19 protein-coding genes are annotated in these 23,848 nt (G+C 72.2%); 13 read left to right on the top strand and 6 right to left on the bottom strand.

Features of this window, described 5'->3' with window-relative positions; genetic code table 11:
• The first annotated feature begins 12 nt into the window (after positions 1–12).
• The 3 genes from ACIHAD_RS01070 to ACIHAD_RS01060 all read left to right on the top strand — a co-directional run bounded on the left by ACIHAD_RS01070 (position 13) and on the right by ACIHAD_RS01060 (position 3,426).
• A complete protein-coding gene (locus tag ACIHAD_RS01070; RefSeq protein ID WP_397352266.1) occupies positions 13–633 on the top strand; it encodes an anticodon-binding protein in 621 nt (206 codons plus the stop codon).
• 124 nt (positions 634–757) lie between these two features.
• Positions 758–2,140, top strand: a complete 1,383-nt coding sequence (lysA, locus tag ACIHAD_RS01065) for a diaminopimelate decarboxylase (RefSeq protein ID WP_397352265.1) — start codon at positions 758–760, stop codon at positions 2,138–2,140.
• On the top strand, positions 2,137–3,426 hold the full coding sequence (locus ACIHAD_RS01060) for a homoserine dehydrogenase (protein WP_397352264.1): 1,290 nt from the start codon (positions 2,137–2,139) through the stop codon (positions 3,424–3,426). The genes lysA and ACIHAD_RS01060 overlap by 4 nt, the downstream gene beginning before the upstream one ends.
• Before the next feature lie 66 nt (positions 3,427–3,492).
• On the opposite strand, the gene ACIHAD_RS01055 is transcribed toward ACIHAD_RS01060, so the two are convergent.
• Genes ACIHAD_RS01055 through ACIHAD_RS01040 form a run of 4 tightly spaced genes read right to left on the bottom strand, consistent with a single transcriptional unit; the run spans position 3,493 to position 9,108 of the window.
• Positions 3,493–5,169 (bottom strand): glycosyltransferase, encoded by a 1,677-nt coding sequence (locus tag ACIHAD_RS01055; protein ID WP_397352263.1) that lies wholly within the window; start codon positions 5,167–5,169, stop codon positions 3,493–3,495.
• A complete protein-coding gene (locus tag ACIHAD_RS01050; protein ID WP_397352262.1) occupies positions 5,166–7,169 on the bottom strand; it encodes a glycosyltransferase in 2,004 nt (667 codons plus the stop codon). The genes ACIHAD_RS01055 and ACIHAD_RS01050 overlap by 4 nt, the downstream gene beginning before the upstream one ends.
• Entirely contained in the window at positions 7,166–8,674 is a 1,509-nt protein-coding gene (locus tag ACIHAD_RS01045) for a glycosyltransferase (protein WP_397352261.1), read from the bottom strand. Before ACIHAD_RS01045 ends, ACIHAD_RS01050 begins: the two co-directional genes overlap by 4 nt.
• Positions 8,671–9,108 carry a hypothetical protein gene (locus ACIHAD_RS01040; protein WP_397352260.1) on the bottom strand — a complete coding sequence of 146 codons (438 nt, stop codon included), beginning with the start codon at positions 9,106–9,108 and terminating at the stop codon, positions 8,671–8,673. Before ACIHAD_RS01040 ends, ACIHAD_RS01045 begins: the two co-directional genes overlap by 4 nt.
• A gap of 235 nt (positions 9,109–9,343) precedes the next feature.
• Here ACIHAD_RS01040 and ACIHAD_RS01035 point away from each other — a divergent pair, with 235 nt between their 5' ends.
• Both ACIHAD_RS01035 and ACIHAD_RS01030 read left to right on the top strand, forming a co-directional pair.
• Positions 9,344–10,414, top strand: coding sequence for a family 2 glycosyl transferase (locus tag ACIHAD_RS01035; protein ID WP_397352258.1), 1,071 nt, complete (start codon positions 9,344–9,346; stop codon positions 10,412–10,414).
• Positions 10,411–12,051 carry a glycosyltransferase gene (locus ACIHAD_RS01030; RefSeq protein WP_397352257.1) on the top strand — a complete coding sequence of 547 codons (1,641 nt, stop codon included), beginning with the start codon at positions 10,411–10,413 and terminating at the stop codon, positions 12,049–12,051. The genes ACIHAD_RS01035 and ACIHAD_RS01030 overlap by 4 nt, the downstream gene beginning before the upstream one ends.
• A gap of 35 nt (positions 12,052–12,086) precedes the next feature.
• Here ACIHAD_RS01030 and ACIHAD_RS01025 read toward each other — a convergent pair whose 3' ends face one another.
• Positions 12,087–13,514 carry a glycosyltransferase gene (locus ACIHAD_RS01025; RefSeq protein WP_397352256.1) on the bottom strand — a complete coding sequence of 476 codons (1,428 nt, stop codon included), beginning with the start codon at positions 13,512–13,514 and terminating at the stop codon, positions 12,087–12,089.
• Positions 13,515–13,711: 197 nt separating this feature from the next.
• On the opposite strand from ACIHAD_RS01025, the gene thrC reads away from it, so the two are divergent.
• The 5 genes from thrC to ACIHAD_RS01000 all read left to right on the top strand — a co-directional run bounded on the left by thrC (position 13,712) and on the right by ACIHAD_RS01000 (position 20,293).
• Positions 13,712–14,770, top strand: a complete 1,059-nt coding sequence (gene thrC / locus ACIHAD_RS01020) for a threonine synthase (protein ID WP_397352255.1) — start codon at positions 13,712–13,714, stop codon at positions 14,768–14,770.
• 44 nt (positions 14,771–14,814) lie between these two features.
• Positions 14,815–15,720: a homoserine kinase gene (gene thrB / locus ACIHAD_RS01015; protein WP_397352254.1), complete on the top strand. Its 906-nt coding sequence runs from the start codon at positions 14,815–14,817 to the stop codon at positions 15,718–15,720.
• A 454-nt stretch (positions 15,721–16,174) separates the two neighbouring features.
• Positions 16,175–18,235, top strand: coding sequence for a transcription termination factor Rho (rho, locus tag ACIHAD_RS01010; protein ID WP_397352253.1), 2,061 nt, complete (start codon positions 16,175–16,177; stop codon positions 18,233–18,235).
• Positions 18,236–18,381: 146 nt separating this feature from the next.
• Positions 18,382–19,647 (top strand): sensor histidine kinase, encoded by a 1,266-nt coding sequence (locus tag ACIHAD_RS01005; RefSeq protein WP_397352252.1) that lies wholly within the window; start codon positions 18,382–18,384, stop codon positions 19,645–19,647.
• A gap of 10 nt (positions 19,648–19,657) precedes the next feature.
• On the top strand, positions 19,658–20,293 hold the full coding sequence (locus tag ACIHAD_RS01000; protein WP_397352251.1) for a response regulator: 636 nt from the start codon (positions 19,658–19,660) through the stop codon (positions 20,291–20,293).
• A 40-nt stretch (positions 20,294–20,333) separates the two neighbouring features.
• On the opposite strand, the gene ACIHAD_RS00995 is transcribed toward ACIHAD_RS01000, so the two are convergent.
• A complete protein-coding gene (locus ACIHAD_RS00995; protein WP_397352250.1) occupies positions 20,334–21,413 on the bottom strand; it encodes a hypothetical protein in 1,080 nt (359 codons plus the stop codon).
• A gap of 220 nt (positions 21,414–21,633) precedes the next feature.
• On the opposite strand from ACIHAD_RS00995, the gene rpmE reads away from it, so the two are divergent.
• The 3 genes from rpmE (at position 21,634) to prmC (ending at position 23,841) form a co-directional block, all read left to right on the top strand.
• Positions 21,634–21,852: a 50S ribosomal protein L31 gene (gene rpmE / locus ACIHAD_RS00990; RefSeq protein WP_352320396.1), complete on the top strand. Its 219-nt coding sequence runs from the start codon at positions 21,634–21,636 to the stop codon at positions 21,850–21,852.
• Positions 21,853–21,937: 85 nt separating this feature from the next.
• Positions 21,938–22,990 carry a peptide chain release factor 1 gene (gene prfA, locus ACIHAD_RS00985; RefSeq protein WP_397352249.1) on the top strand — a complete coding sequence of 351 codons (1,053 nt, stop codon included), beginning with the start codon at positions 21,938–21,940 and terminating at the stop codon, positions 22,988–22,990.
• Entirely contained in the window at positions 22,987–23,841 is an 855-nt protein-coding gene (gene prmC, locus ACIHAD_RS00980; protein ID WP_397352248.1) for a peptide chain release factor N(5)-glutamine methyltransferase, read from the top strand. Before prfA ends, prmC begins: the two co-directional genes overlap by 4 nt.
• Positions 23,842–23,848 lie beyond the last annotated feature (7 nt).

The raw sequence follows: 23,848 nt of genomic DNA, 5'->3' as shown, positions 1-23,848 counted from the left end.
TACGCTGGGGCGATGATCGACCTGCTGGCCGAGGTGCTGGGGGAGCCGCCGGTGCCCGAGGGCACGTGGGAGCGGGAGGCCGTCTACGTCTCGGCCGCCGCGCTCCGCCGCCGGATCCCCCCGCCCGACCTGGCCGCGCGGGTGCGGGCCGTGGCGGGGGTGGCCGGGGCCGAGGCGCGGCCGAACGGCTTCCTGCGCATCGTCGTGGACGTGCCGGGGCGGCTGGTCGAGTCGCTGCCCACGGCGGACCTGCCCGATCCCGGCTGGCCCGACTTCCCGCGCACGTGGGACAACCCCGGCTTCGTCGTCCGGTACGGCCACGCCCGCGCGTGCGCGGTGCGCCGGTGGGCGGGGGAGCTGGGGGTGCCGCTCACCGGGTTCCGGCCCGAGCTCCTCGACGGCCCCCACGACCGCCGGGTGCTGCGGGTGCTGGCCGAGCTGCCCGGACGGGCCGTCAGCCGCGCCCCCGCCTGGGACACCTTCCTGGTCCGGCTGGCGCTGGCCTACCACGACGCCCACGAGCACGCGCCCGCCGTCCCGATGGGGGACGAACCGGTCCGGCCGGTGCACACGGCGCGGCTGCGGTTGGCGGAGGCTGTACGGGAGGTACTGGTGGGACCGGAAAGATTGTGACGGCTCGTAAAATATCCGGCCAAACCGCGAAAAATCGTAAAAATATCCCTTCTGGACCTTGATCGCGTCTCGATACGTGGGCAGCGGTCCTGGGAGGGCCGGCGATTCCGATAGCCTCGATCGGGTGAGTCGATTCGTCCATCCAGCCGGGGACCGGCACGCCGAGATGCTGCCCCACGAGCGCCCGCCGATGGCGCCCGCCGACCTCAACCGGATCGATCCCGCGATCTGGCCCCGAACGTCGACCCGGACCGATGGCACGCTCACTGTCGGCGGCGTCGACGTGCGCGATCTGGCCCGCGAGCACGGCACCCCGCTCTACGTGCTCGACGAGGCCGACGTACGCTCACGCATGCGCGACTACGCCACGGCCTTCCAGGGCTCGGAGGTCCACTACGCGGGCAAGGCGTTCCTGTGCAAGGAGCTCGTGCGCTGGCTGGCGGAGGAGGGCCTCGGGCTCGACGTCGCCAGCGGCGGCGAGCTGGCGGTGGCGCTCAGCGTCGGCTTCCCGCCCGAGCGCATCACCCTCCACGGCAACAACAAGTCCAAGGCCGAGCTGACCCGCGCCCTCGAGTGCGGCGTCGGCCACATCGTGGTCGACTCCTACGAGGAGATCGCCCGCCTCGGCTACCTCGCCGAGCAGCTCGGCAAGCGGCCCAAGGTGATGATCCGGGTGACCACCGGGGTCGAGGCCCACACCCACGAGTTCATCGCCACGGCCCACGACGACCAGAAGTTCGGCCTGTCGCTCAACACCGGCGCCGCCGCCGAGGCCGTGCGCCGCATCCTCGCGCTGCCGCAGCTCGACCTGGTCGGCCTCCACTCCCACATCGGGTCGCAGATCGTCGACACCGCCGGGTTCGAGGTGGCCGCGCGACGGCTGGCCACGCTGCTCGTGCAGATCCAGGACGAGCACGACGTCGTCCTGCCCGAGCTCGACCTCGGCGGCGGCTACGGCATCGCCTACGTCGAGGGCGACGAGGCCCCCGACATCAAGGAGCTGGCCGACGGCCTGCGCGAGATCGTCACCAAGGTCTGCGTCGACGCCGGCCTGCCGGTGCCGCGCCTGACCGTCGAGCCGGGCCGCACCATCGTGGGCCCCGGCGGCATCACCCTCTACGAGGTCGGCACGGTCAAGGACGTCGAGGGGCTGCGCACGTACGTCAGCGTCGACGGCGGCATGAGCGACAACGTGCGCACCGCCCTGTACGGCGCCGAGTACACCGCCACCCTCGCCAGCCGCGCCAGCGACGCCGAGCCCATGCTCAGCCGCCTGGTCGGCAAGCACTGCGAGAGCGGCGACATCATCGTGCGCGACTTCTACCTGCCCGCCGACCTGGCGCCCGGCGACCTGGTCGCCGTGGCCGCGACCGGCGCCTACTGCCGCTCGCTGGCCAGCAACTACAACTACCTGCCCAGGCCCGCCGTGGTCGCCGTCGCCGACGGCGTGACCCGGGTGATCGTGGCGGGCGAGACCGAGGACGACCTGTTGAGGGGGCAGCTGTGAAACCGCTGAAAGTGGCTCTGCTGGGCTGCGGCGTCGTCGGCTCGCAGGTCATCAGGCTCCTGCACGAGCAGGCCGACGACCTGGCCGCGCGCATCGGCGCCCCGCTGGAGCTGGCCGGCGTGGCCGTGCGCAGGCTCGGACGCAAGCGCGACATCGAGGTCGACCCGGCGCTGCTGACCACCGACGCCGAGTCCCTGGTCACCCGCGACGACATCGACATCGTCGTCGAGGTGATCGGCGGCATCGAGCCGGCCCGCACGCTCATCGTGGCCGCCCTCGAACGCGGCAAGTCGGTCGTCACGGCCAACAAGGCCCTTCTGGCGGAGGACGGCTCGTCCCTGCACGAGGCGGCCCGGCGGGGCGAGGGCGACCTCTACTTCGAGGCCAGCGTCGCCGGCGCGATCCCGCTGCTGCGCCCGCTGCGCGAGTCGCTGGCCGGCGACCACGTCAAGCGCGTGCTCGGCATCGTCAACGGCACCACCAACTACATCCTCGACAAGATGGACACCTCGGGCGCGTCCTTCACCGACGCCCTGGAGGAGGCCCAGACGCTCGGCTACGCCGAGGCCGACCCGACGGCCGACGTCGAGGGCTTCGACGCCGCCGCCAAGGCCGCCATCCTGGCCGGACTGGCCTTCCACAGCCGGGCCACCGCCGACAAGGTGCACCGTGAGGGCATCACCGAGATCACCGCGACCGACGTCGCCTCCGCCAAGGCCATGGGCTACGTCATCAAGCTGCTGGCCATCTGCCAGCGCTCCGACGACGGCCGCTCGTTCGGCGTGCGGGTGCACCCGGCGATGATCCCGCGCACCCACCCGCTCGCCGGGGTGCGCGAGGCGTACAACGCGGTGTTCGTGGAGGCCGAGTCGGCCGGGCAGCTCATGTTCTACGGCAAGGGCGCCGGCGGCGCGCCCACGGCCTCGGCCGTGCTCGGCGACATCGTGGCCGTCGGCCGCAACCGCCTGGCCGGCACCCACGGGCCCGAGGAGTCCACCTACGCCGACCTGGCCGTCCATCCGATGGGCGACACGGTCACGCGCTGCCACGTGGCGCTCGACGTGGCCGACAAGCCGGGCGTGCTGGCCCGGGTGGCCGACCTGTTCGCCCAGCACGACGTGTCCATCCAGACCGTCCGCCAGGAGGGCCACGGCGACGACGCCCAGCTCGTCATCGTCACCCACCGCGCCACCGACGCCGCCCTCACGGCGACCATGGAGAAGCTGCGCGAGCTCGACATCGTCCGCGCGGTCGCCAGCGTGATGCGCGTGGAGGGCGACGACTGACGCCCGCCCCGCCCGGCGGTCAGCGGGCGGGGAAGGCCGGCTCCCGATGGTCGGGAAGGCCGGGTCTCAGTGGCCGGGGAAGGCCAGGTCGCGGACGCGGCGGACGGCCCGCTTCAGGACCGTGCGGTCCTGCTCGCGGGCCAGCCGCACCGCCTCACGCCGCCAGCTCTCGGCCTTCTCCCGCCAGCGGGCCGCGTCCCTGTCGTTCTTGGCGGCCTCCCGGCGGAGCTGGGCGATCTCGGCGCGCAGGGCGGCGACGCGTTTGCGGTGGAGGGTCAGGTCCTTCTCGTGGCGGGCGGCGAGCCGGGCGAGCTCCGCGACCGGCGGCCTGCGGGGCGGGTAGACGCCGGGGCGGCGGTGCAGGCCCCACGACGCGCCGTCCGCCCATTCCAGGCCGTACAGGGTGTCGATCAGGTCGTCCGGGTGGTCGTCGGGGGTGGCGACCAGGGCGGCTCTGGATAGTGCCGCCGTACGGTCCAGGCGGGCGGCGACCACGCCGTGCTCGGTCTCGTCCAGCGCCAGGCACAGGCTGCCGAGGTCGTGCTCCTCCAGATGGGCGATCAGACGTTCGAGCGTGCCGGGGGAGAGGGTCCAGCCGGGCGGCACGCTCAGGCGGAAGGGGGCCGTCGTGCCGGCGGGCGGCTCGGTGGCCAGGTGGACCCGCGGGTCGTGCTCGAAGGTGGCCTTGACCAGGCGCAGGTCCAGATCGGGGTCGTTCAGGGGGGAACGGCGTCCCGTGGGCAGCGCGGGCCACGGGCCCGTGAGGGTGAGGCGCACGTCGGGGATCGAGGAGGCGAGCAGGGCGTCCGCGGTGGCGCGGGTGTCCTCGTACCCGCCCGCCGGCACCACCGCCTCCACGTACGGCACCAGCCACTGCCGCCCCGCATCCGTACGCAGGTACCGCCGGTACGGAACCCGGTCGGCCACGTAGGGATCGTTGTACCGCTTCAAGGCGGCCACGTCGCGCATCGCGGTCGGCAGGCCCACGTGCCACGCCCGCGACTCCGGGTCCGGGACGAAGACCGCTCCCGCCTGCGTGAGCCGGTACCCCAGCTCGGTGTCCTCGGCCAGCACCAGCGAGGTGTCCATGCCGCCGATCGAGCGCAGCAGCGCCGCCGGGTACGACACCGTCGCCCCCACGTGGACGCGGGAGGCCGTCGCGCCGGACGCCGTACGCAGGCCGTCGTGGTCGTGAATGATCTTCTCGGCCCAGTCGTGCCGGTGCGGTGACAGGGGGAACAGGCCGTCCTCGGCGCCGGCGTCCAGGGCCTCGACGACCTGGCAGGGCGTGGGCAGCTCGGTGGCCGAGGTGAAGTCGATCCAGCCGAGCGCCACCACGTACGGGGCCAGGTGGTGCCACCGGAGCTGGGCCTCGATGTGCCGCCGGTGGGGGACCATGTCGGCGTCCAGCACGAGGACGACCTCGCCGGCGGCGGCGTCCAGGCCCGCCTGCACGGCCCAGGCGCGTCCCCAGCCGCCCGGCGGACTGGAGATCAGCTTGGTGCCGCCCGGGACGAGCTCGGGCAGGCGGATGGGGGTGGCGCTGCCGTCGTCCACCACGATCACGTCGAGCAGGTGGGCCGGGTAGCTCTGCGCGGACAGGGCGGCGAGCGTCAGGTCCAGGGTCTCCTGGCGGTCGTGCGCGGGGATGACGACCGTGACCGCGAGCGCCGGCTCCCAGGCCCCCAGCTCGGGAGGGTCAAGGACGCCGAAGTCGTTCCCGCGGATCCGGGCGGCGGTCATGGGCGGCTGCTCCCCTCCAGCTCCATCAGGGCGTTCGGGCGGAACCCGCGCCACTGGCGTCTGTTGCGTCGCAGGAACGTGCCGATCGGCTCCTGCCAGGTGTGGGCGGAGGCCGGGCCCCGGCGCAGGATGTAGCCCAGGCCGTGGGTGCGGTAGATCTGGCCGCCCGCCGCCTGGAGGGCCTCCTGGAACTGGGTGTCCACCGAGCGGCGCAGCGGCCGGAAGCCGCCCACGGCCTGGAACGCCGAGCGCTCCACCAGGATCGTGCCGCCCGCCACGAAGCTGGTGATCTGCTCGGTGACCTGGCTGCGGTGCACGGTGACGTCGATGGAGGCCAGGTAGACGAACTCGGGCACCGTGCCGACCACCTGGGCCCCCGAGTAGGCGTGGGCGAGCAGCAGGTCGGCCAGGAAGTCGGGGCCGTACCAGTCGTCGTCGTCCATCTTCAGCAGGAACGAGCCGGAGGCCCTGGCGGCGGCCTCGTTCAGCACCTCGCCGAAGACGGCCCCGGGGTCGGCCTCGTACACGGTCAGCGGACCGTCGAAGGCGGCCAGGGCGGCGGCGACGTCCGGATGTTCCCGGGGGACGCCGTGCAGCGCCAGCACCACTTCGAGCTGGGCGTCGCGCTGGCGGGTGATCTGCCGCAGGGCGAACGGCACCATGTCCGCGCGCCGGGTGGCCAGCAGGACGGAGGTGAGCGGGGGAGCGGGGGCGGGCGCGCCGAACTGCTCCCACCGCGCCGCCACGCCATGGGTACGCAGGGCGGCCCGGCGCAGCCGGATGCTGTGCTCCTCGCGCCGCAGGTCGTCGGACAGGTCGGGCGCGGCGGGCAGCAGCGCGGCCAGCTCGTCCCCGAGAGCCCCGGCCCAGCGCGGCACGGCCCCGGTCACCAGCGGCACCCCGGCGGCGGCCAGACCGGCCAGCACCCGTACGGCCGCCAACGGGCCGCTGTGCGGATGTTGCCAGCCCACCTCGACGCCCCGGATCTGCCGCAGCCTGGCCACGTCGGCGTCGGTGACCCCGCCGGACTCGGCGAACGTCGTCACGACCTTGCCGTCCAGCAGCACCGACCAGCGGCCGTCGCGCTCGGCCAGCGCGGCCATGCCCCGGGACGGCGTGGTCACGAAACCCTGGGGGTTCACCAGGCGCTCGTCCACGGGCGGGACCATCGACGGCTCACTCAGCACGTCGGGATCGGCCAGCGGCGACCCGGCCCCACCGGGACGCCCGAGACTCTCCCAGCTCGCGGCCACGATCGTGGGCCGCTCGACGGGCGCCTGATCCCCGGCCCAGCCGATCCCGCCGGGCTCGCCCGATCCGGGCGGCGACGGGGCCAGGGCGGAGGCCAGGACCGGTGCCGGGCGCGCGTCCGGGCCCAGCGTGCGCAGGACGAGGTCGCTGCCGGGGGCGCCGACGCGTTCGGGGACCGGGCCGGTCACCTCGGCGGGCGTCGCGTTCGGGTCGCCCGGACGCCAGTCGGCCGAGCCGATCCCGGCGATGCCGGCGGCCGGAGCGGCGATCACGTCCAGCCGGTGCCCGGCGAAGGCGCGGGCGGTCGCGGCCACCGTACGGCCGGCGGGCGTCGAGGCGGAGAAGCGGGCGTCCACCACCCACACCCGGCTCCTGGGCTGGTACACCCGCAGGTCCGTCAGCGACCGCCAGCGATGCGCGGGGGTCGGCGTGGGCACGGGGGCCGGATGCGAGGCGGGGGTGTCGAGCACGCACACCACCACCCGCCCGGCCAGCGGGAGCAGCTTGTGCAAGGTGGCCACCCTGCGCAGGTCGGCGGGCGTCCCGGCGACCACGAGGACGTGATCGGCCGACTCCGGCTCGGCGGGCGGCTCCAGCAGGTCCCGGTCCAGATCCACGACGCCTGTCCCGGTGGGCCCGGTCAGGAGGGCCTGGCTCTCGATGCCGGCCAGGAACACCCGGGCGCCCGGCAACTCCGCCAGCAGCGCGGTGACCGTCCGCCGCTCGGCGGAGGGCTGGTCGGCGATCATCCGGCGCTCCGCAGGTGCCGGATCAGGGAGCTCAGCGGCCCGGGAGCGGGGTCCTCCTCGTCCCGCGGGCCGGACAGGCGCTCGACCTCGGCGGCGAGCCGGTCGACCTCGGCCCGCAGCTCCTTGGTCTCCTCCAGCCGCCGGACCGCCAGGGCGCGCCACTTGGCCGGGTCGCCGCCCAGCGGCGGAGCGTCCTCGGCGGGGCCGAAGCCGTGCTCGCCGCCCTCGACCCACAGGACGCCGAACAGCTCGTCCACCAGGTCGTCGGCGGCGCCGTCGAAGCGCGCGGCGCGGGCGAAGGCGGCCGTGCGCTCCAGCCGGGCGGCCACGACCTCGCCGCCGTCTTCTCCGCCGTCCTCCGCCAGCGCGACGCAGACCAGGCCGAGCAGGTCCTCGTCGGCCAGCCGGACGAGCCGGGCCAGGGTGTCGGCCCCCAGGACCCATCCGGCGGGCAGCCGCAGCAGGAACGGGGTGGGGGCGGCCGAGTCCGGTTCGCTTTCCGCGAACGTGACGCGCGGCTCGTGGGCGTACATGTTGTGCAGCAGCCGCAGGTCGAGCAGCGGGTCGTCGAGGCTGGACCGGCGTTCGCCGGTCAGCTCGCCCCAGGGGCCGACGACGGTGACGGCGGCGTCGGGCAGCGTGCCCGCCAGCGCCGCGTCCACGCTCGCCCGGGTCTCCTCGTACGTGGTGGCGCTCACCACGACCCGCACGTACGGCACCCGCCAGTGGCGCCGGGGATGGCCGCGCAGCCAGCGCAGGTCCGGGACGAGGTCGCCCAGGTACGACCAGTTGTGCCGGTGGACCTCCTTCTCCCGCAGCATCACCGTGGACGGCCCGACGTGCCACGCCCTGGCCTGCGGATCGGGCACGAACACCGCTCCCGCCTGGGCCAGCCGGTACCCCAGCTCGGTGTCCTCGGCCATGTTGAGCGAGACGTCCACGCCGCCCGCCGCGCGCAGCAGCCCGGCGCGCACCGACGTGGAGGCCCCCGTGTGCAGCAGGTACGCGCTCGTCCCCGCGTCCTTCAGCATGCGGGTCGACTCCAGGGTCTTGCTCGTGTACTCCGGCCGCGTGCCCTCCTCGCCCGGCGCGGTCACGAACCGGATGTCGCCGATCACCACCACATGGTCCAGCAGGTGGTGCCAGCGCATGTGCGCCTCAAGGTGGTCGGGGGCCAGGATCATGTCGGAGTCCAGCCAGTGGATCACCTCGCCGGTGGCGGCCAGTTGCCCGGCCTGCCGGGCCGCGCCGCGTCCCCAGCCGCCGGTCACCCGCACGACGCGGGCCCCCGGCAGCTCGACCGGCGGCGTGCTGCCGTCGTCGGCGACCACGATCTCGACGAGCTCGGCCGGATAGGTCTGCGCGGCCAGCGCGGACGCCGCACGCTCCAGCGCCTCCTGGCAGTCGTAGGCCGGGATGACCACCGACACGCTCAGCTCCGGCTCCCAGGCCCCGATCGCGGGCGGGCGCAGCACCCCGTAGTCGTTGTGCCGGACGCGGCTCATGCCAGGCCCTTGGCCAGCGCGCGAACCTCCTCGCGCAGTTCCTCGACCTCTCGGGCCCTGGTCATGGCGTGCACGCGGTCCTCGCCGAGCGAGGCGAGGATCGCCCCGATGTCGTCGGCGCGCCGCGCGGCCGACTCCTCGACGGCCTGGACCAGCAGCTCCACCCGGGATTCGAGGTTCCTGAGCGCGGTCGTGGCGCGGGCGAGCTCGGCCTCGTGCTTCTTCATCCGCAGGTCGATCCGGTGCGCCTTGCCGTCCACGCGGCGGACGGTGAGCAGCAGGAGGGCAAGGGCGGCCAGGGTGACCGCGAACGCCGCGACGGCCGCCGCCGCGCCGAGTGTGAGCAGGCCGGCCAGGACGAGGAGCGCGAGCACCCCGGCGGCCACAACTGCGAGAAGTGCGGCGGTCGCTGCCAGTCGGCGGGGCGAGAGCATCCGCGCAAACCTTTCATAGTCACGACTAGTCGGGCATAGGAGTCGGAGCAGGATTTATTACACCCTAATAAATCCTGGCCACTACCGTGCCATAAGTTCCTGGAGGAAAACTGGGAACCCGCTGTCCCACGGCTCGTGCCGCCCGCCATGCGAAAGCTGCCTGTCTGTCTACTGACGTGTAAAAACGGGCGTAAGGTAGGCGCCGATCCAGTCCCGTCCGGAGGAGCGCCGTCCCATGTCCGTCACCCCCTGCGGCTTCACGCGTACGCCGGGCAAGGGGTTCGCCCGGTTGCGCTGGGCGGGCGGATGGCAGGTCGACGGCGGGCCGCCCGACCTTCCCGAGCTGCACTCCCGGCGCGGGCTGGAGATCGACTGGCCCGCCGCGCCGGTGCCGCTCGACGGCCTGACGGACCTGGCCGGGGCCGGGATCCCGCTGACCGCCCGGGACGCCCCCGCGTGGGTGCCGGGCGACCTGGCCGCGCTGCTCACCGACCGCGACTGGCTCGCCGAGCCCGCCGACGGCACCGCGCGCTGCCTGGCCGACCTGCGGCGGGAGGAGCACAGCGTACGCCTGCGCCGCCTGGCCCACCGGCCGGCCCGCGCGACGGTCAGCATCGTCATGTCGACCAAGCGGCCGGGCCTGGTCGGCGCGGCGCTGGCGCAGATGGAGCGGCAGCGGGGCGTCGAGGCCGAGGTCCTGCTCGGGCTGCACGGGGTGGCCTTCGAGCAGGTACGCGCGGCCGTCGAGGCGTGCTCGCTGCCCGTGAAATGGGTCGAGGCGGCGCGGACGGTGCCCTTCGGCGAGGTGCTGAACCGGACCGCCGCCCTGGCCTCGGGCGACCACCTCGCCAAATGGGACGACGACGACTGGTACGGCCCCGACCACCTGGCCGATCTGCTCATGGCCCGCTCGTACGCGGGGGCCGACGTGGTGGGCACGACGGCCGAGTTCTTCTACCTGGAGCCGTTGCGCGCCACGGTCCGGCGGACGACGTTCGCGAGCGGGGCGGCGTACCCTAGCGAGGTTTGGGCGGATCACGTGGCCGGAGGCACCATTTTGCTCCAAAGAGCGAAATTTCGGGAAATTGGGGGATTCCCTGCGCTACCGCGGGCAGTCGATCTGGAGTTCCTGAAAGCGGCGCAAAAGATCGGCGCGCGCACCTATCGCACGCACGGCCTCGGCTACGTCCTGCGCAGAGCGCTCACCGATGAGCACACCTGGCAGCTCCCCCTGGCCCATTTCGTCAGGATCGCCACGAACCAATGGCACGGCTTCCGGCCGAGCCTGCTGATGGACCCCGTATGAACCTCCGCCAGAACCCGCCGGTGCGCGGCAACGACTATCGCGTGCTGCGTCCGGGCGAGGACTTCACCCCGTCCCTCACGGTCAGCGTGATCATCCCGGCCTACGGCGGCCAGGACAAGCTGGACCTGGTGCTGGCCGCCCTCGCCCGCCAGACCTACCCGGCCGCGCTCACCGAGGTCATCGTCGTGGACAACGGCAGCAGCCCGCCCCTGCGGCTGCCCGCCACCCGCCCCGAGGGCGCCCGCCTGATCGCCTGCCCCCAGCCCGGCCGCGCGAACGCCCGCAACGCCGGCCTGGCCGAGGCCACCGGCGACGTGATCCACTGGCTCGACTCCGACGTCGTCCTCACGCCGGGCGCGATCGAGGCCCACATGCGCTGGCACCACGCGGCCCCGTACCTGGTGGTGACCGGCTACATCAGGTTCACCGAGGCGCGGGTTCCCACCGAGCTGCCCGCCGACCTGGAAGAACACTTCGAGCCCGCCGAGCCGCACGCCTGGATCGTCGACCTCGTCGAACGCACCGACGGCCTCACCGCCAACCCCCAGCGCCCCTTCAGCCTGCACGTCGGCGGCGCGACCTCCGTGGGCGCCCGCCTGATCGAGGCCGCCGGGCCCATGGACGACGAGCTGATCCTCGGCCAGGACACCGAGATGGGCTACCGGCTGGGCCAGGCGGGCGCGGTGTTCGTGCCCGAGCCGCGCGCCCGTGCCTACCATCTCGGCCCGACCATGCGCATGCGCGACAAGGAGTCCATCGACCGGGTGAGCCACGCGTTCGTGGCCGACCGCATCCCGGCGTACCGGTGGTTGCGCTCCCATCCGTCCCGGCAGTGGAAGATCCCGTACGTCACCGTCGTCGTGGACGGCACGGCCGGCTACGACAGCGTGCGCGCGACGGTGGACGCGCTGCTCGCGGGCACCGTCCCCGACCTGTCGGTGCTCCTGCTCGGCCCCTGGGACGAGCTCGACCGCGAACGCCGCGCCCCGCTCAAGGACCCCGACCTCGACCTGGTGCTGGTCCACGGCCACTACCAGCACGAAGGCCGGGTGCGCCTGGCCTCGGCCGAGGAGGTCGATCCGGCCACGCCGTTCGTGCTGCGCCTGCCGCCCGGCTGGATCCCCGGCGAGGACACCCTCGCCCGCCTGCTCGACCTGGCCCGCGACGAGGGCCTCGGCCTGGTCGCCGTGCTGCTGCGGGAGTCGTCGCAGGGCGTCGTCGCGGCCCGCCTGGAACGCCGGTCCGCCTTCGCCAGGGCCCGCATGGTGGCCGACGGCGACCCGGACGACCTCGACGACGTGGTGGACGCCGTGTCCGGCGTGTCCTGGGTCGAGGGCGAGACCTACGGGTTCACCACGGAGGCGGCGCCGCTGCTCGGGCGGCGCGGGGCGTACCGGGCGCGGGTGGAGGCCCAGGCCGAGGCCGAACGGCTGGCCAAGGAGGCCGACCGCCTGCGCGCCCAGGTGAGCAAGTGGAAGGACGAGGCCACGCGATGGCGCAGGACGGCCGTCGAGCTGCGCCGGGACGTGAGCACCCTGCGCCGCCAGCTCGCCGCCGCCAACCGCGCCCAGCAGAGCCTGCGCACATTGCTGTCCGCCACGATGAAACGGGCACTCGGCCGCCGCCTGCGCGGCTGACCCGCCCGAGCCGCCTGAGGGGCCCCCGGTGGCGGTCAGTTCGGGCGCAGGGCCGACTTCAGCCGCCTGAACAAGGTGTTCTCGGCGGACTCGGCCGGGACCGCCACCGTCGCGGGGATGGTGACCGGCTCCGGCTGCGGCGGCGCGGGCCAGTAGCGGTCCGGCGGCTCGTGACGTACCCCGTGGGTGGTGTCGATGACGTCGTCGAGGTCGGTGCCGGGACCGGCCAGCAGCAGCGCCCGGCCCAGCGCCGAGGCGCGTTCGAGCCGGGCCGTGCGCCCGTCGGGCAGGTCCACGACGAGCACCCCCGCCAGGTCCTTCTGCACCGACTCGACCATGCGCTCCAGCGTCGCCCGGTGCAGCGGCACGTCCACCGGCCCCCGGTAGCGGAACGGCGTGGGCGCGGGCGTCGGCGCGGCCTCGTCGATGAGCCGGACGCGTTCGTCGTGCGCGAACAGGTCACGCATGAGCCGCAGCTCGAAGCACGGGTCCGACAACACCGCGCGCCGGCCGTCGTCGAGCCTCGACCACGGCCCGACCAGCGTCAGCACGACGTCCTGGAGCTTGCCGTCCAGGGCCGCCGCCACCGCCCGCCGCACCACCGACTCGGAGGTGTCGGTGACGTCCAGCACGATCTCCACGTACGGCACCAGCCATCGCCGCCCGCGGTCCTTGCGCAGGTCCCGGCGGAGCGGGATCCGGTGCGCCAGGTACGGCTCCACCGCCCGTACGGCCCGCTCCCGGTCGCGGTGCTGCGCCGGCAGCCCCAGATGCACGGCCTGGGCGGCCGGGTCCGGCACGAACACCACGCCGTGCATGGCCAGCCGGTAGGAGAACTCGGTGTCCTCGCCGCGCACCACGGTCGGGTCGAGCCCGCCCACGGCGTCGAAGACCTCGCGGTGGAGGGCGAAGGTCGGCCCGGTGCACACGTGGTACGGGTTGCGGCTCCTGCGCAGCCCGTCGGTCTTCTCGATCGTCGCCTCGGTCGAGCTCGACACGGCCCCGGCCAGGTCGAACACCTCGTCCAGGCGTCCGGCGCCGAAGACCTGCCGCGGGGTGACCGGCGGCGCCTCGACGAACTTCTTCATCCCGATCGTGACCAGGTAGTCGGTCACGTGGTGCCAGCGGGCCAGGGCCTCGATGTGCTCGCGGCAGGCGACCATGTCGGCGTCGAGCCGCTGGATGATCTCGCCGTCGGCGGCCTTCGCGCCGGTGTTGACCGCGTTCGAGATGCCCCAGCCGTCGCGTACCGGGACGATCCTGGTGTTGACCGGCCGGATCTCCGGCAGCCGGACGGGCGGCGCGCTGCCGTCGTCCACGACCAGGACCTCCATCAGATGGTCCGGGTACGTCTGCGCGGCCAGCGCGGCCAGCGTCAGATCCAGTTTTTCCCGCCCGCCGTGCGCCGGTATCACCACGCTCACGGACAGCCCCGGCGACCAGGCCCCGAGCTCCGGCGGCACTACTGGTGAATAGTCGTTCTGCCTCAAAGCAGGACGCGCGTTCATGGTGACCCCCTGTCGAGACCTTATCGGGAGATGCTGAGAATTTCCTGAATAGTGCCGCTGTCCAACGACCTGTCCATCCAATGGACTCGGCTCGGCCCCATCGCCGCGCACCCCGTACACTCGGTGCCCAACACCGCAGGTAGGGAGTCATCATGGGCAGGTCGTGGCGTGGCCTCATCGAGGAGTACCGAGAGCGTCTTCCGGTCACCACGAAGACGCCCGTCATCACGCTCCTCGAAGGCGGCACCCCGCTCGTACCGGCGCACCGCGTGTCGGCGCTGACGGGGTGCGAGGTCTATCTGAAGGTCGAAGGGGCCAACCCGACGGGCAGCTTCAAGGACCGCGGCATGACCATGGCCATCAGCAAGGCGGTCGAAGAGGGCGCCAAGGCGGTCATCTGCGCCTCCACCGGCAACACCTCGGCCTCCGCGGCGGCCTACGCCGTACGCGCGGGGCTGACCTGCGCCGTGCTGGTGCCGAAGGGCAAGATCGCGATGGGCAAGCTGGCGCAGGCGCTCGTCCACGGGGCCACGCTGCTGCAGGTCGAGGGGTCGTTCGACGACTGCCTGGAGATGACCCGCAAGCTGTCGTCCAGCTACCCGATCGCGCTGGTCAACTCGGTCAACCCGTTCCGGCTGCAGGGCCAGAAGACGGCGGCGTTCGAGATCGTCGACACGCTCGGCGACGCGCCCGACATCCACTGCATCCCGGTGGGCAACGCGGGCAACATCTCGGCCTACTGGATGGGCTACCAGGAGTACGCCGCCGACGGGGTCTCGACGAAGCGTCCGCGCATGTTCGGCTTCCAGGCCAGCGGCGCCGCGCCGATCGTCGAGGGCGCGCCGGTGACCCATCCCCACACGATCGCCACCGCCATCCGCATCGGCAACCCGGCGTCCTGGGGCCTGGCCACGGCGGCGCGCGACGAGTCCGGCGGCGTCATCCAGGCGGTGACCGACCGGCAGATCGCGGCGGCGTACAAGCTGCTGGCCCAGGAGGAGGGCGTGTTCGTGGAGCTGGCCTCGGCGGCGAGCGTCGCGGGGCTGCTCCAGGCCCACTCCCAGGGGCTCGTGGCGGCCGGGCAGCGCATCGTCTGCACCGTCACCGGCAACGGCCTGAAGGACCCCGACTGGGCCATCTCGGGCGCGCCCGCCCCGGTGGTCGTCCCGATCGACGTGCACGCCGCCGCCGCGGCGCTCAACCTCGCCTGAGGCGGGCACGGGCAGTGAGCGAACGACGAGGGAATCGTGAACCAATGACGACGGTGCGAATCCGCGTGCCGGCCACGTCGGCCAACCTGGGGCCCGGCTTCGACGCGCTCGGCCTCGCGCTCACCCTCTACGACGACGTGGAGGCCACGCTCACCGCCGAGCCGGGCGTGCGCGTGAGCGTGGAGGGCGAAGGCGCGGGCGAGGTGGACCTCGGCGAGGGACACCTCGTCATCAGGGCGATGCGCGAGGCGTACGCCCGCATGGGAGCGCCGCAGCCGCAGGGCGTCAGCCTGCGCTGCGTCAACCGCATCCCGCACGCCCGCGGCCTCGGCTCGTCCTCCGCCGCCGTCTGCGCCGGCATCCTGGCCGCCCGCGCGCTGAGCGACGCCGTCCTGTCCGACGACGAGGTCTTCGCGCTGGCCACCGAGATGGAGGGCCACCCCGACAACGTCGCTCCGTGCCTGGCCGGGGGCCTGACGGTGGCCTGGACCGACCACGCCGGAGCACCGCGTATGGTGAAGCTGGCCCCCGACGAGAGGGTCCGCCCGGTCGCCGTCGTTCCTTCGACGCGGCTGGCCACGGAGACCGCTCGGGGGCTCTTGCCGAAGGACGTGCCCCACAAGGACGCCTCCTTCAACGCCGGCAGGGCCGCGTTGCTGATCGCCGCGCTGACCTCGCGGCCGGAACCAGAGCTGCTGCTCGCCGCCACCGAAGACCGTCTCCACCAGCCCTACCGCGCGCCTGCCATGCCGGAGAGCGCACGTCTGGTAGAACGTCTGCGTGCAGTCGGCGTGCCCGCGGTCGTTTCGGGGGCGGGTCCCACGGTTCTTGCGTTTTCGTCACCGGATACGCAGGATTTGATCGCGCCAGAAGTGGGTAATGACTGGCACATCCAGCAAATGAACGTCGACCCGGTTGGTGCGAACGTTCAGTTCCCCGAGACACGCTGATGCCTCTTTAGACCTTCAGGGAATAGCCGTGTGCGCTGGTGATGTTAGGCTGATAGCCGCACCAGATGCCCCCTTGGTGGGTGCGTGCTTGTCAGCCATACATCGCTGCATCATGCTTCACGTCGCGAGGCGTGGGCAGCGCGGCTGTCTCCCCGGAATCCGTTGCCTCCGGTTGGCCCACACCCGGTTGGCCCAACGTGAGGCGGCGACGACGGGGACCTGCGCGTTCGACGCACATCGACATCTGGTTGGCGACAGCAATCTGGGGGGTGTCAGCCACGCGCCACGGTCCTGTGGCGGCCTGGACGAACCCCTCCCCAAGAGTGGCGGCCGTCCGCGACAGCCGAAGATCGCAACGTGCACCCCGACCCGGTCTGTCCCGCCGGGTCGCAAGCACCTCCGGGACGCCCGGCAGAACAAAACCGGCGCCCGACCCCTGGGAAGGACCTTTTAGTTGAGCGACACCACCGAACTCCTCTCCGACGCACCAGGCGCTCAGCCCGCGTCCGGCGACACCCCCACCCGCGCCGCGGCCAAGCCTCGTGCGCGTCGCTCCGGCACCGGCCTGTCCGCCAAGGTGCTGCCCGAGCTGCAGAAGATGGCCGCTGAGCTGGGCATCAGCGGCACCGGGCGCATGCGGAAGAGCCAGCTCATCGCGGCCATCCAGGAGAAGCAGGGTGGCGTCTCCGGAGACGGCGCTCCGGCGGCACCCGCGGTTGAGGCGGCGCCCGTCATGACGGAGGCCGCGCCTCCCGTGGCCGAGCGGCCCACCCGTACGCGTAGGGAACGTTCCCGCACCAAGCCGGCCGACGAGGCCGCACCGCAGGCCGTCGAGCCGGTGGCCGCGGCCCCCGAGCCCGTGGCCGCACCGGCCGAGCCGGTCGTCGAGCAGCAGGCCCAGGTCGTGGACGCCGGTCAGGCCGACACGCGGGGCGAGCGTGAGAGCCGTCGCGAGCGGCGCAGCCGCGGCGAGCGCCGCGAGCGCGGTGAGCGTGGCGAGCGCGGTGACCGCGGTGACCGTGCCGACCGCGGTGACCGTGCCGAGCGCGGTGAGCGCAGCGACCGCGGTGAGCGTGGCGACCGTGCCGACCGCGGTGAGGGCGGCCGTGCCGAGAGCAGCCGCGGCGACCAGCGCGCCACGGACGCCGGCGGCAGGAGCGACCAGCGCGGTGACCAGCGCGGTGACCAGCGCGGTGACCTGCGTGGCGACCAGCGCGGTGACCTGCGTGGCGAGCAGCGCGGCGACCTGCGTGGCGAGCAGCGCGGCGGGGGCGACGACGACGACCGCGGCCGTGGCCGCAGGGGCCGTTTCAGGGAGCGCAACCGCGGCCGTGGCCGTGACCGCTTCGACAGCACCGAGCCCGTCATCGGCGACGACGACGTGCTCATCCCGATCGCCGGCATCCTCGACATCCTCGACAACTACGCGTTCGTCAGGACCAGCGGCTACCTGCCGGGCAGCAACGACGTCTACGTCTCGCTGGCCCAGATCCGCCGCAACGGCCTGCGCAAGGGCGACGTCATCACCGGCGCGGTGCGCCAGCCGCGCGACGGCGAGCGCCGCGAGAAGTTCAACGCCCTGGTCCGCCTCGACACCGTCAACGGCATGGACCCGGAGCAGGCCCGCAACCGGCCCGACTTCAACAAGCTGACGCCGCTCTACCCGCAGGAGCGCCTGCGCCTGGAGACCGAGCCGAACATCCTCACCACGCGGATCATCGACCTCGTCTCGCCGATCGGCAAGGGCCAGCGCGGTCTGATCGTCTCGCCGCCGAAGGCCGGCAAGACGATGGTGCTGCAGGCGATCGCCAACGCGATCACCCACAACAACCCCGAGTGCCACCTGATGGTCGTGCTCGTGGACGAGCGTCCCGAAGAGGTCACCGACATGCAGCGGTCGGTCAAGGGCGAGGTCATCCACTCGACCTTCGACCGTCCGGCCGAAGACCACACCACGGTCGCCGAGCTGGCCATCGAGCGCGCCAAGCGCCTGGTGGAGCTGGGCCACGACGTGGTCGTCCTGCTCGACTCGATCACGCGACTCGGCCGCGCCTACAACCTGGCGGCCCCGGCCTCCGGTCGCATCCTGTCGGGTGGTGTCGACTCCACGGCGCTCTACCCGCCCAAGCGCTTCTTCGGCGCCGCCCGCAACATCGAGAACGGCGGCTCGCTGACGATCCTCGCCACGGCCCTGGTCGAGACCGGGTCCAAGATGGACGAGGTCATCTTCGAGGAGTTCAAGGGCACCGGCAACATGGAGCTCAAGCTCAACCGCTCCCTGGCCGACAAGCGCATCTTCCCCGCGGTCGACGTCGACGCGTCCGGCACGCGTAAGGAAGAGATCCTCATGGGCAAGGAGGAGCTGCAGATCGTCTGGAAGCTGCGGCGGGTGCTGCACGCTCTGGACATGCAGCAGGCTCTGGAACTTCTCCTGGAGAAGATGAAGGAGACCAAGTCCAACGCCGAGTTCCTCATGCAGGTGCAGAAGACCACGGTGAGCAACGACCGCGACTAGCGGACGCGTGCCTTGAGGGGCGGTGGGGAGGTTCTCCCCGCCGCCCCTTTCGCGTGCGCGTGAGGCCGCGGGGGTGGGGTTAACCCCACCCGGGACCGGACGCCTGCTCCATTCACCCCGCCCGCGCCGCCGGGCAGGCTGGTGGCATGCGATCGGTGAGGCTGAAGGACAGGGTGCGGTTCGGGCCGAGGGGGCCGTTGGGGGTGCTGGTGGACCCCATGACCTGGCGGGCGGTTCCGTACCTGCTGGTCAGTGGAGGGGTCGGGCTGGCCTGGTTCATCGTCGTGGCTCTGGCGACGACGGTCGCGGTGCCGCTGGTGGTCGTCTGGGTGGGGCTGCCGCTGACGATGGCGGCCGTGCTGATGTGGCGCGGCGGGGCGATGCTGGAGCGGCGGCTCATGGGGGCGGCGTTCGGGGTGCGGATCGCGGACCCGTACCGGAGCAGGCCCGAGGGCGGGCTGCTGGCGCACCTCACCTGGCTGCTGGGCGACAAGGCCACCTGGCAGGACCTCGGCTACCTCCTCATGCTGCTCCCGCTGGGCCTGGTGGAGTCCGCGTTGTCGGTCACGCTGTGGACGGCCACGGTGATGCTGCTCCTCGCGCCCTTGGCACGCGTCCTGTACGTCCTGGGGGACGTGCACAGCGCCCTGGTCATCGACAGCTGGGCGGGCGCGCTGGTGGCGGGCGCGTTCGGGGTGCTGCTGCTCGTCGTGACGGCCTATCTCGTACGGGGGATGGCCTGGCTGCACGGCACGCTCGCCACGGTGCTGCTCGGCGGCAGCGAGGAGGAGCGGTTGCGGGCCAGCAGGGCCAGGGGGATCGACGCGGCCGAGGCCGAACGCCGCAGGATCGAGCGCGACCTGCACGACGGCGCGCAGCAGCGGCTGCTGTCGGTGGCGGTGGACCTCGGACGGGCGCAGGCCAAGTTCGACACCGAGCCGGAGGCGGCCAGGACGCTGATCGGCCAGGCCCACGCGGGCACGAAGGCGGCCATCGCCGAGCTGCGCAACCTCGCCCGCGGCATCCATCCGGCCATCCTCACCGACCGCGGGCTCGACGCGGCGCTGTCGGGGCTGGCCGCGCGGGCCCCGGTGCACGTGGACGTCTCCGTCGAGCTGACCGAACGGCCGCCCGCCGCGGTGGAGAGCATCGCGTACTTCATCGTCGCCGAGGCGCTGACCAACCTGGCCAAGCACTCGGGCGCGACGGAGGCGTCGGTGGCGGTGTTCAGGGACCACCGCGGCGTGGTCGTGGACGTGTGGGACAACGGCGTCGGCGGCGCCGTCCTCACGCCGGACGGCGGCCTGTCGGGCCTGGCCGACCGGGCGGCCACCATCGACGGCGTGCTCGTGCTGCACAGCCCCGTCGCAGGGCCCACGATCGTGCGCGCGGAGCTGCCCTGCGAATGGTAGTCATGTGCACATGCGCGTGGTCATCGCCGAGGATTCCGTACTGTTACGCGAGGGGCTGGCGCGGCTGCTCGCCGACGGCGGCTTCGAGACCGTCGCCGCGGTCTCCGACGGGCCGGCGCTGGTGGCCGCGGTCCTCGAACACGAGCCCGACCTGGCGATCGTCGACGTCCGCATGCCGCCCACCCACACCGACGAGGGGCTGAAGGCGGCGCTGAGGGTCCGCGAGGCCCGGCCGGACTTCCCGATCCTGGTCCTGTCCCAGTACGTCGAGGAGCGCTACGCGGGCGAGCTGATCGGCAGGGGCGTCGGCTACCTGCTGAAGGAGCGGGTGGCCGACGTGGCCGAGTTCATGGAGGCGGTGCGCGAGGTGGCGGCGGGCGGCACGGTCATCGACCCGGAGGTCGTCGTGCAATTGCTCAGCCGCAGGCGCAGGGGCGCGCCGCTCGACCTGCTCTCCCCCCGGGAGCGCGAGGTCCTGGCCCTGATGGCGGAGGGCCGCTCGAACACCGCCATCGCCTCCAGGCTGGTCGTCACCGAAGGGGCGGTGGAGAAACACGTGTCCGGCATCTTCACCAAGCTGGCCCTCGGGCCGGCGCCCGAGGACCATCGGCGGGTACTCGCCGTCCTGACGTACCTGGGTCGCTGATACGGCCTGCACCCGGGGTTGGGGATGCGGGCCGTACCCGCTACCTGACGTCCACGAACTCCTGCGGCGACAGGGAGGTGCGCGTCTTGCTCGTGCCGGGCACCTTGACCTGGAAGTAGCCGTCCTTCTTGCCCTTGAAGGTCTTGCTGTACTTGCCGGTCGAGGTGGCCTTGGCGTAACCCATGAACTTGTACGTCTTGGTGCCCTTGGTCTTGAAGTACACCTCGACGATCTTGTTCTTGTACGCCTTGGTGCCGCGGTAGACCTTGCCGTACACCTTGAACGCGCGGCCCTTGTTGACCTTGTTCGGGGCCGAGATGGTCACCCTGGTCTTGGTCTTCTTGGACGCGCCGCCGGTCGGGGCGACGACCGAGAACGACGCCTCGCCCTTGAGCGTCTGGCCGCCGCGGGTGGCGTACACCTCAAGGGTCCAGGCGCCCTCGGTGGTGTCGTCGGTGAAGTACGTGACGCCCCGGTAGTAGCTGTCCGACTCCTTGGCCAGCTCGCCGAGGTCGTAGTACTCGCTGGTGGTGTCGCTGACGAGCTTGGCCGAGACCGTGCCCGCGTCCTTCACCGACGCCTCGACCGTGACCCTGGTGTCCTTGCCCTTGACGAGCTGGACGGGGTCGGGGGTGACGTTCGCGCCGGAGATGCCCTGCTTGCCGGAGACCTTGACGGTGAACGTGCTGGGGCTGCTCCCGCCCGAACGGGCGACGTTGACGGTGAGCTTCCAGTCGCCCGCCGGGTCGTCCTTGGAGATCGTCCACTTGCCGGTGATCGTCTTGTCGGCGGCCGGGGACGGCGTGGCCGTCGGGCTGGCCGTCGAGGTGCTCGGCGTGCTCGGCGTGAAGTCGAACGTCACCGTCTTGGCCGACTTGCCGGGCGGCTCGATGGACCCGGTCACGCCGGTGACGGTGTCGGGGTTCTTGAGCTTGAGCGTGACGGTGGCGTCGACGTCCTTCTCCAGGGGGATGTACGCGCTCGCCGACGCGTCTCCCGTGAAGTCGTCCGCCAGCGCGTACGCCGAGGCCGACGCGCCGGTGGCCGAGAGACCGGCGCCTCCGAGGAGAACGGCGGCCCCCGTGGCGGTCGCGAGGAGCAACCGCACCCTTCTCTTCATCAGTTGGGTGATCCTTTGGCTAAGTCCCATTTGTGGGAAAAGTGATGGTTTGTGCGAGGGAGCCTAGTGTGACGCGTGCGGCCGCGTCATGAAGATCGCGGGAATGCCCCATGGCCTGGGCAGGTTGCACGATCTGGCACACTGGTAGCTGACCATTTTGCGGTTCCGGTTCACGCCATGCGTGATGGCGACCCGGCGGCCGCAGCCCGAAAGGACAGCCATGAAGCCCGACATCCACCCCGATTACCACGTGACGCAGGTCTCCTGCTCCTGCGGTAACACGTTCACCACCCGCAGCACCGCGAAGAACGGCGTCATCCACGCCGACGTGTGCTCGGCCTGCCACCCGTTCTACACGGGCAAGCAGAAGATCCTCGACACCGGCGGCCGGGTGGCTCGCTTCGAGAAGCGCTTCGGCAAGAAGGCCACGGGCAAGTAGCTTCACCGACGCCGACCCGGCCGCACCACGTGCGCCGGGTCGGCGTTGTTGGTGAAACGGCATTCAAACCACTGAAGGACCCACGGTGAACCTCGACGAGTTGCTCAAGGAGTATTCCGAGCTGGAGCTGCAGCTTGCCGACCCCGCCGTGCACGCCGACCAGAACAAGGCCCGCACCCTCGGCCGGCGCTACAGCCAGCTCACCCCGATCGTCAGCACCTACCGCGAGCTCGGCTCGGCCCGCGATGACCTGAGCGCGGCGAAGGAACTGGCCGGCGAGGACGAGGCGTTCGCGGCCGAGGCGGCCGAGATCGAAGAGCGCATCCCGCAGCTTGAGGAGAAGCTCAAGCACCTGCTCATCCCGCGCGACCCCAACGATGACAAAGACATCATCATGGAGATCAAGGCGGGCGAGGGCGGCGAGGAGTCCGCGCTGTTCGCCGGCGACCTGCTGCGCATGTACCTCAGGTACGCCGAGCGCCTCGGCTGGAAGACCGAGATCATCGACACCCAGCCCTCCGACCTCGGCGGCTACAAAGACGTCACGGTCGGCATCAAGGCCAAGGGCGACGAGGGCGTGTGGTCCAGGCTCAAGTTCGAGGGCGGCGTCCACCGCGTGCAGCGGGTGCCCGTCACCGAGTCCCAGGGCCGCATCCACACGAGCGCCGCGGGCGTGCTGGTCTACCCGGAGGCGGAGGAGGTCGACGTCCAGATCGACGCCAACGACCTGCGCATCGACGTCTACCGCTCCAGCGGTCCCGGCGGCCAGAGCGTCAACACGACCGACTCGGCCGTACGCATCACCCACCTGCCCACGGGCGTGGTCGTCTCCTGCCAGAACGAGAAGAGCCAGCTCCAGAACAAGGAGTCGGCGATGCGCATCCTGCGTGCCCGCCTGCTGGCCGTGGCCCAGGAGCAGGCCGACGCCGCGGCGCAGGCCGAGCGCAAGTCTCAGGTGCGTACCGTCGACCGTTCCGAGCGCGTCCGCACGTACAACTTTCCCGAGAACCGGATTTCCGACCACCGCGTAGGCTTCAAGGCGTATAACCTCGACCAGGTTCTCGACGGCGAACTCAACGCCGTCACCCAGGCACTCATCGACGCCGAGATGGCGGAGAAGCTCGCACAACACTCATGACATTTCTGCTGGACGAGATCGCTCTCGCCACCGCCCGGCTGGCCGAGGCAGGTGTGCCTTCGCCGCGCACCGACGCGGAGGAGATCGCGGCGTTCGTCCACGGCGTGCGCCGGAGCGAGCTCCACACGGTCAAGGACTCCGACTTCGACGCGCTGTTCTGGGAGGGCATCGCCCGGCGCGAGGCGCGTGAGCCGCTGCAGCACATCACCGGCCACGCCTACTTCCGCTACCTGGAACTCGCGGTCGGCCCCGGCGTGTTCGTGCCGCGGCCGGAGACCGAGGTCATGGCCGGGTGGGCGATCGAGACCCTGCGCGCCATGGACGTGACGGCGCCGCTCGTCGTCGACCTCGGCACCGGCTCGGGCGCCATCGCGCTGTCGATCGCCCAGGAGGTCGCGCTCGCCGAGGTGCACGCCGTCGAGGTCGACCCGGCGGCCTACACCTGGGCCAAGCGCAACATCTCCGAGCTGGGCCAGGGGCGTACGCACCTGCACCCGGAAGACCTCGCCGAAGCTCTTCCCGAGCTCAACGGCAAGGTCGACCTGGTGATCTCCAACCCGCCGTACATCCCGCCCGGCGCCATCCCGCGCGACCCCGAGGTCCGCGAATACGACCCCTCCAGGGCCCTGTACGGCTCCGGCGACGACGGGCTCGGCGAGGTGCGCGCGGTGGAACGCACCGCCCGCCGCCTGTTGCGCCCCGGCGGCTGGGTGGCCGTCGAACACGCCGACGAGCAGGGCAGGGCCGTCTACCTGACCTTCCCCGAGGACAACGGCTGGCGCGACGTCCGCCTGCGCCAGGACCTCACCCGAAGGGACCGCTTCGTCACGGCCAGACTCGGCCAGGACTAGGATGCAC

The sequence above is a fragment of the Nonomuraea sp. NPDC052265 genome, from assembly GCF_044547985.1.
Lineage (GTDB): Bacteria > Actinomycetota > Actinomycetes > Streptosporangiales > Streptosporangiaceae > Nonomuraea.
This window is presented reverse-complemented; position numbering and strand designations above follow the sequence as displayed.